The following is an 11,605-nucleotide window of genomic DNA, read 5'->3' as shown; positions in this document are numbered from 1 at the left end:
TTGCTTTTATATAGGTAAGAAAGTCAAACACATAATAATTATAAAAATCAGTACTATGAAAACTTTATTTTTAATAGCCGCATTGGCACTGGGAACTGTAACCGCAAACGCACAAGAAACTTGCGAGACGCCAAAAGTAAAAGCAGGAGATGTTTTAAAAATCGCCGCACCGGCACACAGTTCATACGATCACATAAACTTCCCAAAAAGCAACTTCATTATCAAACGCGGTGGGATTGCAAATTATCGAGCGCTTATCAATCAAGAAGTTGAAGTGACCGATGTGACTATGGAGAATGGTTGTATCGCAAAAGTTGATGTAAAGCTCGCAAACGGAAAAAAATTCTTCAATACCGTAAATACAGTAAGTGTAGATTTTAAGGAAGCGCTTGCTGCCGGAGAGCTTAGGTTGAAGTAGTGTTTAGTTAATTAGCCATAAACTAAAACGAAAAAGAGAGAAACATATAGTCAGTTAGTTAGTGTGCGCTTGTTAAGGCAGTTTGGAATCTTCTGTTATAACGGGCGCGTTTCTCTCACTTTTTACGAGCTCTTTGCTTAAAGCTTTGTTTTGAATTAAACCACCCATTCCTGACAGCGTGTTGTAGGGATTACCTGTCTGGGAGTGGGTTTCTTTTTGAACTAGAAGAAAAGAATACTAATGCCTAAAAAGACGGTAAAACGCACGTTTAGAATTTCGAAATATATTATTTACCGAGAAACCTTTGTGGATTACAAAGAGTATTTCTGGTCATTTCTAGGCGCTTTTATGGGGATTGGGATCATTGCCTATATTCAGTCGCGTTATTTGCTAGAAGTTGAAAACATATTTTTAATAGGCTCATTTGGAGCATCAAGTGTGCTAGTCTACGGGGCGATAAATAGTCCGATGGCACAGCCGCGTAACCTTTTAGGAGGTCACCTGATTTCAGCACTTATTGGTGTGAGTGTAGCCAAGTGGATTCCTGATATTGTTTGGATAGAAGCACCACTTGCAGTTGCGTTATCTATTTTAGCGATGCAATTCACAAAAACACTACATCCTCCCGGTGGAGCCACGGCGCTCATTGCAATTATAGGAACATCCAAAATAAAAGAACTGGGTTATTATTACGCGCTTTCACCAGTACTATCCGGTGCTCTCATTTTATACCTCACAGCACTCGTATTTAACAATCTTACCAAGCATAGAAGTTATCCGCTTAAAAAGCGATAGTACCTACTTAAAAGGTAATTGATTTTTGTGGTGAATTTCAATAAAAAACGGGCTTTACCTTGCGGTAGCCCGTTTTTATTTATGCTGCTAAGGAGCTAAAACTAGCAAGTTTTGTTTACTTAGAGCATGTAATTTAGGTGTAAACCTAAACGGTATTTGGCTTCAACGTTTCCGGCATTGAGATCTTGATGCACCGGAAGCATAACATTCACTCCGGTTCCTAATTTTCCGAATGAGATCTCTGCGCCTAATCGGGCAAACATAACATTCCCTTTAGTGTCAGCCACAGGCAAACCGTAACTTTCATTTTCGGCGTAAATTTCGCCTGCTAATCCCGCGTAAGGAATAATCTTATCAATACTTAAGGTGTTATATACTTTAGAAACATTAACACCATACGTAAATTGATTACCAAAATGATAATCCGCATTATTTTCGGTTTTAAAAGTATAATTGGCCAGAACGCCCAATCCCCAAGTCTCATATCCCACCGAATAATTTGCGGCCAAAACATAATCCCAGCTACCTGTTCCTACCTGAAAACTTGGATTTACACTACCTTCATTATTGGCACGGTCGTAAGCGCCGGTGGGCATTTTTACACCACCACCAATCTCAAGCATATGTTTAAAGGTGGTTTGCTGATTGGCATAAAGGCCATCTACTTTAGGAGTGATGAGTGAATAGAAAGCAAGAACACTAAGATCACCTATCCCATCGATGCTTTGCGAGGAGCCGTCAATAAAATTACGGTTATGAAAATGATAAGGTAAAATCGCGGTTACACTTAGCTTTTCAGTCACGGGAATTTTCCCCCAAAGCTGTAGCGTATTGAAATTCTCTTCAACCCAAGGCGAGTTATTAAAAATTCCGTCGCGAGATTGATAGCGCTGATAGATGTAACGGATACCAATGAAATTTTCATTTCCGATTGTGCCGTAGCCCATTCCTCCACCGGTGCTTCCGCAGCCGCAAAAATCACATTCTTCATAATCATATTTGTAGAATGGATTAACAGCCGAAGGTATTGGATCTTCAATGGGTGTATTTGCATTAACCATTAAAGTTGCCAATAGTATAAAACAAGAACTTATATATTTTAGCATGTTTCTATTGATTTTAATATTCTGCAAAACGCGCGTCTTCCAGAAACTCATTATCGGTAAGGGTATTTAGAAAAGCGATCAGTGCTTCTTGCTCATCTGTGGTGAGCACAATTCCCAAACGATCATTTTGTTTTAAAATAGGATCTAAGGTTTCAGATTCCTGTACTCCCGAAGTGTAAAAATTGAGTACCGACTGTAAACTTCCAAAGCGGCCATCGTGCATATAAGGCGCAGTAATTGCCACATTGCGCAAACTGGGAACTTTAAATTTATAATTGTCTGCTAAGCTTCCGCTAACTTCAGCGCGCCCAACGTCATCAATGCCCGCATAGGGTGGGAGCCCATTATTTCTAAATGAATTGTCAGTAAACAAATCGGTTGCATGACAGGAGGCGCATTTAGCTTCAAAAATGGCAAGGCCTTCTTTTTCTACTGCTGAAAAGTCACCGCCTTCCTCATTGCGAACATATTTATCGTACTTGGAATTTGACGAGATCATCATCACCATAAATTGTGCGAGGGCTTTTAGGAAGTTTTCATTAGAAACTTCAGCATCTTCAAAAGCCGAAGCAAAAAGCCGTTGATACTCGCTGTCGGCTTGAAGCTTACTCAAAACATTGGTCATCGTTTCTCCCATTTCTACTTCGTTGGTGATAGGAATAATGGGAAACAGATCGAGATGCGATGTCGCACCATCCCAGGCAAATTCAGTTTGAAAAGCCATGTTCTGAATTGCTGGTGCATTGCGCGTGCCCTCAAGGTCATCGATGCCGTGGCTAAACTGATGCCCGTGATGCGTAAACGCAAAGCGCTGCTCGTGACAAAATCCGCAAGAGATAAACCCGTTAGCCGAAAGATTTCCGTCATAGAACAATTTCTTTCCCAGTTCAACGCCATTCTTCGTTGGTGGATTTGCACTGAGGTCATAATTGATTGCCGGGAAATTTTCAGGAATTACAACTTCTAGATTTTCGTCTAAAGCATAATAAGGTTCAGCATCATCTGCAGTACACGAGATGCCAACCAAAATGCATAGCAGTCCTAGCATTTTAATTAAATATGTTCTCATAATTGAAATTTTAAACGCTGTTGCACAGCAACAGCGTTTGTTGAACTCTTTAATGCGTGATGTTTTCGCCGTTATGCACGTGGTCTACACGAAACATTCCCGTAGCGTTCACCGCAATTTGCGGACTCTTAACTTCATCGATCATTACCACTGCTTTTTCTGAAAGAAGAATTTTAGTATTTCCGTCTAGAATTTCGTTAGCATCTACAGCAAAGTGCACGATAGGACTTAGTGAGCCACTCACTAAAGCCGTTGTAGGTAGCTCAACAGTTACTTCTTTATAATTGTCAAGGCTGCTACCGTGGCTTCCCATGTGAATTTGAAAATTAGTAGTTTCGGTGACGGTAGCTGAGGTAAAGGTACCTTCAAAATTCAAGAATTTGTATCCGGCTTGCCAAGACCACATCATATTGATTTCTTCAGCGATTTGTAAAAAGTCACCTTGACCGGCAGCTCCCTGCAGGTATTTTTCCTGATCTACCCCTACGCCAAAACGCATGGCGACATAATCGCCCGCAGGAATGTTTTCAAGAACCACTTCGTTCATCGCTTCTTCTTCAGAAACCACAAAATAGCTGTCATCTTTTGGGTAGACATATTCATTTCCTTCAGCATCAATAAGCACAAAATTGCTCACGATATAATTGAAGCGATTGATGGTAAGTGTCTCGTTATTACTATTGGTATAGGTTGAAGTACCCAGGAGTAGGTCATCGCCATTTACGCTGTTGTCAAACTCGATGGTGAGGTTGTTTTCGCCGGATAACTCTTGAGTTGCGTCGTCGTCTGATGAGCAAGAACTCAACGTGATAACTAGACTTAGTATTGCTAATTGAAGTTTTAATATAGATTTCATTTCTTAATATTTTTATGTTCTGTAAAATGTTATTGCATAGCGCGATTGCAGGCGGTTTGCCTGAACAAAAGCACTACGGTACTGCTCTTTAGGATATGCTAAAGATTATTGTATGCGCAGTTTGGTATGGTGAAGAATTAAGAAATGGGTGGTTTAAGCAAAGCTGAAGTGAAACCTTCAACCTTTTTGAGGAGATAATGATCTGCAGGTTGGGTTTTTACAGCCGTTTGTGAGAGGCCAAAATTCCAATCGGTCTCAGATACAAAATAGGTGATGCTCAGCTGAAGATTAAGTTTTCCTTCGCGTTGCTGCGCATCTTTTTTCTTTGAGGCTTCTTCGGCAAAGGCGTTCATGAGGTAGCAGCGTCCGTTACAATTAAGTTCGGGACGGTCACGGTTAACGCACAATTCATCGGCTATATAATCATAATTGAAAATATAGTCGATTACGGGCGCTACAGGGCGAAACACCAACAATGCAGTGATAAGAAACCAGAATATTTTCAACTGTTTTTAGTTAAGCGTAGTTGCAGCTTTTTCCAGGCTTTTCAGCGTAAAGTCACGTAAGTCTTTAACTTCTTGAAGTTCGACCTGTAATCCTTTAATAGCTTGCTCAAGCTCCTGAGCGGTCATTTTGGCTACAGGAGTGCGGTCTTTTACATACGTGTCTGTAAAATCGTGCATCCAGTCCATCATGCGCGTATCTGCTGCTTTAAGGTTGCTAAGGATGACTTGGTCTGCCTGATTGAGCGAATCTTCAGCTTCAAGCTGTTCTTGAAATTCAGAAAGGTTACTCATTTTAGGCATGAGTTCGTCATGAAGGTCTATAACTTCAGTAAAAAGAGCATTGTATTGGTCGCGTAGTTCAGCATTCTCATCACAAGAAACCAAGCTCGTTGCCATAAGAACACACAACAAAACGACGCGACATTTATTAAAAATGTACATTGTAAAAAGTTTAGTTTGAATAAAAATAGATTTATGTAAACTAAACAATAGGAGGACGGAAGATACCGGTTGCGGTTTCTCTAGCGGAAAGATTAGGATAGAAAGAAAAAGTAACTTGTTTTTCTTCAGAAAATACAATTGGGATTGTAAGCTCGTTTACTTCAATAATAAAAGGAAGCAACTCAATTGAAGACATAGTACTCTTTTTCTTTTGAGTAGACTCTTTTTCTGAAGCTTCTGCGAGTGCTTGCATCAAATAACATTTACCGTTACATTTAAGTTCTGGCTTGTCTTTATTCTCACAAAGAACCGTACTGATGTACTCATAATCCAATGCATATTCTAAAAATGGAAAAGCAGGACGCAAGACCATTAAAAATGCAAATATGATTACCAGGTTTTTCACCCTGCAAAAATACGATTCTCAGCAATTACAGCGTGTAAAATTTAAGGGATAATGGAATTTATTGGCACCGCCAAAGATTTTAATATTTCGAGGTTTGCCTCAAAAAAGCAAATTCGTTTTCAGCCATTACCTCATGCGCTTGCCTTGAGGCAGTTTACTGTGTGTTTTGAGTGTTATTGATCTTGATCTGCTTTTGAAGCTTCGATTATGGCTTTAAGTTTTGCAGCGCGAGCTTCTTTTTCCTTGCGTAATTTTTCCTTCTTTTGCTTAAGCAGTTTGGTGTGTTTCGCCTTGTTTTTTCCATTCTTCGGAGTTCCTTTCTTTGCCATTAATGTTCTGTTTGTAAGGGTTCGGCTTGCTGTGTGAAGCGTTCGATAAGTAATGCTATAACATAAGCACTTACTGAAGGTAAAAACCAAGAAATACCATATTCCGCAAGTGGAATGAGTGCTTTTGCCGGCTCGAGGTTCGTGATGTTGATGCTCTTTAAAAAGTCTGGAATGCTAAAAAGCAGTGTGGTGATCACTACAATTCTAAAGATTCTTTTTGAAGTATACTGCTCGGGCAAGGCATTGAGAAGGATCAGGACGATCACAATAGGATAAATGAAATTCAATGCAGGTACGGCAATTTGAATGATGTACGCGACGCCTGTTTGGCCAATGATCACCCCAATAAGACAGCCGGCGATGACGGTTATAGTGTATGCTAACTTAGAGCCTCCCAACAAGCCTTGAGCAAAATCTGCAGTTCCTGTAACGATCCCTGTGGCAGTGGTGAAACATGCTAATGCGACTAGAATGGAGAGCAGTATGTTGCCTGTGCTTCCCAGAGTTTCATAACTCAAAAAGGAGAGCAATTCGGTGCGCGAAGGATCACTTAAGCCATTATTGTACAGCGAACCTATATAGATCAGCCCGGTATAAATGAGTAATAAGCCAGCCCCGGCGATTATCGCACCCCAGACCAATACCGTTTTTTTGTGCTTGGCATCGCTGTAGGTTTTTAAGTTGAGCGAAATGATGGCGACAGCACCAATGACCACAGCGCCAATAGCATCAAAGGTTTGGTATCCTTCAAGGATGCCGGTGCGAATAGGGTTTATAATGAAAGAACGTGTGGCTTCCGGTTGTTCAGAAAGGCTGGCTATGGCGATAATCGTGATGAGAATCAGCAATAACAGCGGTGTGATGTATTTGCCAAGGATATCCAGAATCCTAGATCGGTTTAAGGCAAAAATTAATATCAGACCAAAATAGATGGCGCTGGTCGTGAGCGAACTCACATCAAAATAAGGTGCGATGGACATCTCGTGTGTGACCGAAGCGGTGCGAGGCCCCGGCAAGGTTACGGCAACTAGGTAAACGAGAATACAAAACACGGTGCTAAATACAGGATGTACTTTTGTTCCAAAATCCAGCATAGTGCCTTGTAGTCGTGCATAAGCAAAAATCCCTAAGATTGGGATCACTACTGCCGAAAGGATAAAGCCCAAAGCGATTAGAAACCACTCATCGCCACCGGTGTAACCCAAATAAGGCGGGAGAATAAGGTTTCCGGCACCAAAAAAGAGTGAAAAAATTGCAAACCCTGTTATTAAAACCTCTTTGTTTAAACGCATATACCTTGTAACTTTCGAGCCGTAAGTTAAGCTAAAATGAGACCATCTACAGAAGAACAAACCTTATTTTATGAGGAGTTTGGCAAAGGGAAACCTTTGTTTTTATTACACGGATTTTTGGAAAACCGAACCATGTGGGAACCCTTTATTGCGCATTTAAGTACACGCAATCACGTGTTTGTCGTTGATTTACCCGGCCACGGTCAAAGTCCGGTTTTAGAAGGAAGTAATACGATGGATAGGATGGCGCAGCAAGTATTTAAGATTGTGCAGGAACATCATTTGAACGAAGTTTCGTTAGTTGGCCATTCTATGGGTGGTTATGTAGCACTTGCGTTTGCCAAGCTATATACGCAGTACGTCAACGGAATTTGCTTATTAAATTCTACACCCAAAGCGGATACGCAAGAACGCGTAGCGCTTCGAAAGCACGGGATTCAAGTGGCTGAAAAGAATTATGAAGCTTTGGTATCTATGTCGGTCGCTAATCTTTTTTCAAAAGAATTACGGAAGGATTTAGCTGAAGTTATTGCGCACACAAAACAAGAAGCTTTAAAAACGCCGCTTGAAGGATATGTTGAAGCGCAAAAAGGGATGATGCTGCGTTTTGATGCGACCGCAATTTGGAGGGAAGCGTCGTTTCAAAAATGGATGCTTTTAGGAGCTCAGGACACGTTGATCGATGCACAAGGCTTAAGAGCGGAATTAGAATCAGAATCGATAAAAATTGAAGTTTTAAAAGGAGGTCATATGCTTCATATTGAAAATTTTGAGGGTGTTTTGTCTTCGCTTCAGGTGTTTTGCGAGTGAAAACCAAGAATAAAGGATTGTAAGGTTTTGATTTAAAAACGCTTAAAATCGAATATTTCTTAAAAAATCATAGAAATATTTAGAATAGTATAATTCTTTCAGTGGATTTTTGTCATAGTGTTTTTTGGCGTCTAAAAAATGCTTTTTAACGTTTTTTTTTGTTAAATTCGTCAGCCTAACTTCATAAAATTCCCTTAAAATGAGTTTACAGAACCCTACTAAAAATCCACTTAAAAGAATGCAATGCAAAATTTTTGGACACACCTACTCCGTATTACGCCATTATCAAACAAATCAAAAGGAGTATGAGTGCACGCATTGTAAAAAACAATTTACTGAAGATGAATATGGTCAACTTGCGCCATTAACTCCAAAACTGCGTCGCATCAATGAAGTGATGGAAAAGTTTTACATCTTCAAGTCGGCCAGACGTCAATCGGCTTAACTATTCTTCATCTTTTAACGCATTCCAACCTCGCGCTACAATAGGGATAGAGGTGTTGGCGCGTGTGATTAAATTTAATCCATCATTTTCTGGAGTGATATGGCCTATTACCGTTAAATGTGGATTGTCCTTGATTTTTTCGTAATCCTCTTGCTTAATGGTGAACAGCAATTCATAATCTTCACCACCGCTTAGCGCTACTGTAGTGCTATCTAATTCAAATTCTTCACATACTTGAATTAACTGTGGATCCAATGGGATCTTTTCCTCATAAAGGCGTACTCCGGTTTTAGAGCTTTTACACAGGTGAATAATTTCCGAAGAAAGTCCGTCACTAATATCAATCATCGAGGTAGGTTGTACTTCAATCTTTTTCAGTAACTCAACAATATCTTTACGCGCTTCAGGTTTAAGTTGGCGTTCTACGAGATAGGCATAAGGTTCAAGATCGGGTTGTGCGTTAGGATTTACTTTGTACACCTGTTTCTCACGTTCTAAGACTTGAAGTCCCATATACGAAGCGCCTAAATCTCCAGAAACCACAAGAAGGTCGCCGTCTTTTGCACCGTCGCGTTTTACGATTGTAGCAGGTTCAGCTTGCCCCAGAGCAGTCACGCTTATAAGAAGTCCGGTAGTGCTTGATGTGGTGTCGCCACCAATAAGATCTACATTGTAAATAGAACAAGCCAGTTCGATTCCGGCATATAATTCTTCTAGCGCTTCTAGCGGAAATCGGTTTGAAACAGCGATAGAAACCGTGATCTGGGTCGCTTCGGCATTCATAGCATAAACGTCAGATAAATTGACCATTACAGCTTTGTAGCCAAGATGCTTGAGTGGCATAAAGCTTAAATCAAAATGCACCCCTTCAACAAGTAAATCTGTGGTTACTACAAGTTGTTTTCCGTCAGGATCAATCACAGCGGCATCATCACCAATGGCGGTAACGGTGCTCGATTGTTTGATTTTAAAGGTTTGTGTAAGGTGATTTATAAGTCCAAATTCGCCCAATTCACCAAGCGAGGTGCGCGATTCATCTTTGTTTTCAAACATAACAAGTTGTTTTAAAGTGCAAATTTAATGGGAATAACTTGAAACCACGCAGAAAGCGCAGGTTTAAAATGAGGAGAAGATCTTTTAACTTAAAAACAGGTCGATGTAAGCAGCGTGGGAGCTATAGCAGGAGCTTCAAAATTGATATATTTCTCCTATTGAAGGATAAGATAGTTTAATGTAAGGATGTATGGTAAAACCCTACTTAAATGGTATATTTGCACTAATTAATTTGAATTATGATTAAAGTAAGTGAAGACGCAAAAAAGAAGATAGCCAGCCTTATGACAGAGGATGGTTATGATCCTAATACAGATTATGTTAGGGTAGGCGTGAAGAGTGGCGGGTGTAGCGGCTTATCCTATGATTTGAAGTTTGATAAGAGCATCGCTGAAGAAGATAAACTCTTTGAAGATAACAACATTAAGTTGATCGTAGATAAGCGCAGTTTTCTCTACTTGATAGGAACAACCTTGGAGTATAGTGGTGGATTGAATGGTAAAGGCTTTGTCTTTAACAATCCCAATGCACAACGTACTTGCGGTTGTGGAGAGAGTTTTTCATTGTAATAAGATAAAATCTGTTTTTTTAAAACAGCATAGATAACAGTATATGGCATATACAGAAGACGATTTAGAAAAAGAATTAGCTACCAAAGAATATAAGTACGGCTTTTATACCGATATAGAATCTGAAACTTTTCCGGTGGGGCTTAACGAAGATATCGTTCGCGCGATCTCTAAGAAAAAAGAAGAGCCGGAGTGGATGACCGAATGGCGTATTGAAGCGTTTAGACACTGGCAAACACTTGAAGAGCCAGAATGGGCTAATGTGCATTATGAAAAACCTAATTTTCAGAATATCTCGTACTACTCGGCACCTTCAAAAAAGCCGAAATACGATAGTCTTGATGAGGTTGATCCAGAATTGCTAGATACTTTTAAACGTCTTGGTATTTCTCTTGATGAGCAAAAGAAACTTGCGGGAGTAGCTGTAGATGTGGTTATGGATTCTGTTTCGGTAACTACAACATTCAAAAAAACCTTAGCAGAAAAAGGAATTATCTTCTGTTCAATTTCTGAAGCGATTAAAGAGCATCCGGAATTGGTGAAGAAATACATCGGTACTGTTGTACCTAAAACCGACAATTTTTATGCAGCTTTAAATAGCGCAGTGTTTAGTGACGGTTCGTTTTGTTACATTCCAAAAGGCGTGCGTTGCCCGATGGAACTTTCAACCTATTTTAGAATCAATCAAGCAGGTACCGGTCAATTTGAGCGTACGCTGGTTGTGGCAGATGAAGGTAGTTATGTGAGTTATCTTGAGGGATGTACTGCACCTTCGCGTGATGAGAATCAGTTGCACGCTGCCGTGGTAGAGTTGATCGCTCTTGATGATGCAGAGATCAAATATTCTACCGTTCAAAACTGGTATCCCGGTAATGACGAAGGAAAAGGTGGAGTTTACAACTTTGTGACCAAGCGTGGACTTTGTGAGAAAAACGCCAAGATTTCCTGGACACAAGTAGAAACCGGTAGTGCCGTTACCTGGAAATATCCAAGTTGTGTATTGAAAGGTGATAATTCCATCGGAGAGTTTTACTCGATCGCGGTGACTAATAACTTTCAGCAGGCAGATACAGGAACCAAAATGATTCACTTAGGTAAGAATACAAAGAGTACGATCATTTCAAAAGGTATTTCAGCAGGACAGTCGCAAAATAGTTATCGCGGTTTAGTTCAAATTAATGGTAGAGCAGAAAATGCACGTAACTTCTCGCAATGTGATTCACTTTTGATGGGGAATAAGTGTGGCGCACATACCTTCCCGTATATCGAAGCCAAGAACAAATCTGCTAAAGTAGAGCACGAAGCGACTACCAGTAAAATTGGTGAAGATCAGATCTTCTACTGCAACCAGCGCGGGATTGATACCGAAAAAGCAATTGCATTGATCGTAAATGGTTTCAGTAAAGAAGTATTGAACAAACTTCCGATGGAGTTTGCGGTAGAAGCACAAAAATTATTGGAGATTTCATTAGAAGGTTCCGTAGGATAAAAACAAAATAAAGAACATCAG

At 40.2% G+C, this 11,605-nt stretch carries 15 protein-coding genes; 6 read left to right on the top strand and 9 right to left on the bottom strand.

Translation table 11 applies throughout. The annotated features are described in order from the left end of the window. Nucleotides 1–55 precede the first annotated feature (55 nt). Both WA338_RS04515 and WA338_RS04510 read left to right on the top strand, forming a co-directional pair. Nucleotides 56–418: a hypothetical protein gene (locus tag WA338_RS04515; protein WP_272986080.1), complete on the top strand. Its 363-nt coding sequence runs from the start codon at nucleotides 56–58 to the stop codon at nucleotides 416–418. 240 nt (nucleotides 419–658) lie between these two features. Next, a complete protein-coding gene (locus WA338_RS04510) occupies nucleotides 659–1,213 on the top strand; it encodes an HPP family protein (RefSeq protein WP_272986079.1) in 555 nt (184 codons plus the stop codon). Nucleotides 1,214–1,332: 119 nt separating this feature from the next. On the opposite strand, the gene WA338_RS04505 is transcribed toward WA338_RS04510, so the two are convergent. The 8 genes from WA338_RS04505 to brnQ all read right to left on the bottom strand — a co-directional run bounded on the left by WA338_RS04505 (nucleotide 1,333) and on the right by brnQ (nucleotide 7,218). Next, nucleotides 1,333–2,319 (bottom strand): transporter, encoded by a 987-nt coding sequence (locus WA338_RS04505; protein WP_272986078.1) that lies wholly within the window; start codon nucleotides 2,317–2,319, stop codon nucleotides 1,333–1,335. A 13-nt stretch (nucleotides 2,320–2,332) separates the two neighbouring features. Then, nucleotides 2,333–3,388, bottom strand: coding sequence for a cytochrome-c peroxidase (locus WA338_RS04500; RefSeq protein ID WP_272986077.1), 1,056 nt, complete (start codon nucleotides 3,386–3,388; stop codon nucleotides 2,333–2,335). 49 nt (nucleotides 3,389–3,437) lie between these two features. Continuing rightward, nucleotides 3,438–4,244, bottom strand: a complete 807-nt coding sequence (locus WA338_RS04495) for an MbnP family protein (RefSeq protein WP_273016744.1) — start codon at nucleotides 4,242–4,244, stop codon at nucleotides 3,438–3,440. Between the two features lie 137 nt (nucleotides 4,245–4,381). Beyond that, a complete protein-coding gene (locus WA338_RS04490) occupies nucleotides 4,382–4,750 on the bottom strand; it encodes a hypothetical protein (protein ID WP_414671894.1) in 369 nt (122 codons plus the stop codon). Between the two features lie 6 nt (nucleotides 4,751–4,756). Next, entirely contained in the window at nucleotides 4,757–5,191 is a 435-nt protein-coding gene (locus tag WA338_RS04485) for a hypothetical protein (protein ID WP_272986075.1), read from the bottom strand. A 40-nt stretch (nucleotides 5,192–5,231) separates the two neighbouring features. Further along, complete coding sequence (locus WA338_RS04480) at nucleotides 5,232–5,597, bottom strand: hypothetical protein (protein ID WP_272986074.1); 366 nt, start codon at nucleotides 5,595–5,597, stop codon at nucleotides 5,232–5,234. A 173-nt stretch (nucleotides 5,598–5,770) separates the two neighbouring features. After that, nucleotides 5,771–5,926, bottom strand: coding sequence for a hypothetical protein (locus WA338_RS04475; RefSeq protein ID WP_272986073.1), 156 nt, complete (start codon nucleotides 5,924–5,926; stop codon nucleotides 5,771–5,773). Beyond that, on the bottom strand, nucleotides 5,926–7,218 hold the full coding sequence (brnQ, locus tag WA338_RS04470) for a branched-chain amino acid transport system II carrier protein (protein WP_272986072.1): 1,293 nt from the start codon (nucleotides 7,216–7,218) through the stop codon (nucleotides 5,926–5,928). The genes WA338_RS04475 and brnQ overlap by 1 nt, the downstream gene beginning before the upstream one ends. Nucleotides 7,219–7,254: 36 nt before the next feature. Here brnQ and WA338_RS04465 point away from each other — a divergent pair, with 36 nt between their 5' ends. Continuing rightward, nucleotides 7,255–8,028 (top strand): alpha/beta fold hydrolase, encoded by a 774-nt coding sequence (locus WA338_RS04465; RefSeq protein ID WP_272986071.1) that lies wholly within the window; start codon nucleotides 7,255–7,257, stop codon nucleotides 8,026–8,028. 199 nt (nucleotides 8,029–8,227) lie between these two features. Beyond that, on the top strand, nucleotides 8,228–8,473 hold the full coding sequence (locus WA338_RS04460; protein ID WP_272986070.1) for a hypothetical protein: 246 nt from the start codon (nucleotides 8,228–8,230) through the stop codon (nucleotides 8,471–8,473). Here WA338_RS04460 and thiL read toward each other — a convergent pair whose 3' ends face one another. Continuing rightward, nucleotides 8,474–9,526: a thiamine-phosphate kinase gene (gene thiL / locus WA338_RS04455; RefSeq protein WP_272986069.1), complete on the bottom strand. Its 1,053-nt coding sequence runs from the start codon at nucleotides 9,524–9,526 to the stop codon at nucleotides 8,474–8,476. It lies immediately after the preceding gene. 239 nt (nucleotides 9,527–9,765) lie between these two features. On the opposite strand from thiL, the gene WA338_RS04450 reads away from it, so the two are divergent. Beyond that, the gene (locus WA338_RS04450; protein ID WP_009781749.1) at nucleotides 9,766–10,095 is read left to right on the top strand and encodes a HesB/IscA family protein; all 330 of its coding nucleotides are present in this window, start codon (nucleotides 9,766–9,768) and stop codon (nucleotides 10,093–10,095) included. A 43-nt stretch (nucleotides 10,096–10,138) separates the two neighbouring features. Further along, nucleotides 10,139–11,584, top strand: coding sequence for a Fe-S cluster assembly protein SufB (sufB, locus tag WA338_RS04445; protein WP_009781748.1), 1,446 nt, complete (start codon nucleotides 10,139–10,141; stop codon nucleotides 11,582–11,584). Nucleotides 11,585–11,605: the final 21 nt, after the last annotated feature.

Origin of the sequence: Leeuwenhoekiella sp. CH_XMU1409-2 (assembly GCF_037029365.1) — a bacterium.
In the GTDB taxonomy this organism is placed as follows: Bacteria; Bacteroidota; Bacteroidia; order Flavobacteriales; family Flavobacteriaceae; genus Leeuwenhoekiella; species Leeuwenhoekiella blandensis.
This window is presented reverse-complemented; position numbering and strand designations above follow the sequence as displayed.

What these genes read in the sequence shown, in the direction of transcription:
- WA338_RS04515 (WP_272986080.1), top strand. Translation starts at nt 56, where the DNA reads ATGAAAACTTTATTTTTAATAGCCGCATTGGCACTGGGAACTGTAACC.
- WA338_RS04510 (WP_272986079.1), top strand. Translation starts at nt 659, where the DNA reads ATGCCTAAAAAGACGGTAAAACGCACGTTTAGAATTTCGAAATATATT.
- WA338_RS04505 (WP_272986078.1), bottom strand. Translation starts at nt 2,319, where the DNA reads ATGCTAAAATATATAAGTTCTTGTTTTATACTATTGGCAACTTTAATG.
- WA338_RS04500 (WP_272986077.1), bottom strand. Translation starts at nt 3,388, where the DNA reads ATGAGAACATATTTAATTAAAATGCTAGGACTGCTATGCATTTTGGTT.
- WA338_RS04495 (WP_273016744.1), bottom strand. Translation starts at nt 4,244, where the DNA reads ATGAAATCTATATTAAAACTTCAATTAGCAATACTAAGTCTAGTTATC.
- WA338_RS04485 (WP_272986075.1), bottom strand. Translation starts at nt 5,191, where the DNA reads ATGTACATTTTTAATAAATGTCGCGTCGTTTTGTTGTGTGTTCTTATG.
- WA338_RS04475 (WP_272986073.1), bottom strand. Translation starts at nt 5,926, where the DNA reads ATGGCAAAGAAAGGAACTCCGAAGAATGGAAAAAACAAGGCGAAACAC.
- brnQ (WP_272986072.1), bottom strand. Translation starts at nt 7,218, where the DNA reads ATGCGTTTAAACAAAGAGGTTTTAATAACAGGGTTTGCAATTTTTTCA.
- WA338_RS04465 (WP_272986071.1), top strand. Translation starts at nt 7,255, where the DNA reads ATGAGACCATCTACAGAAGAACAAACCTTATTTTATGAGGAGTTTGGC.
- WA338_RS04460 (WP_272986070.1), top strand. Translation starts at nt 8,228, where the DNA reads ATGAGTTTACAGAACCCTACTAAAAATCCACTTAAAAGAATGCAATGC.
- thiL (WP_272986069.1), bottom strand. Translation starts at nt 9,526, where the DNA reads ATGTTTGAAAACAAAGATGAATCGCGCACCTCGCTTGGTGAATTGGGC.
- WA338_RS04450 (WP_009781749.1), top strand. Translation starts at nt 9,766, where the DNA reads ATGATTAAAGTAAGTGAAGACGCAAAAAAGAAGATAGCCAGCCTTATG.
- sufB (WP_009781748.1), top strand. Translation starts at nt 10,139, where the DNA reads ATGGCATATACAGAAGACGATTTAGAAAAAGAATTAGCTACCAAAGAA.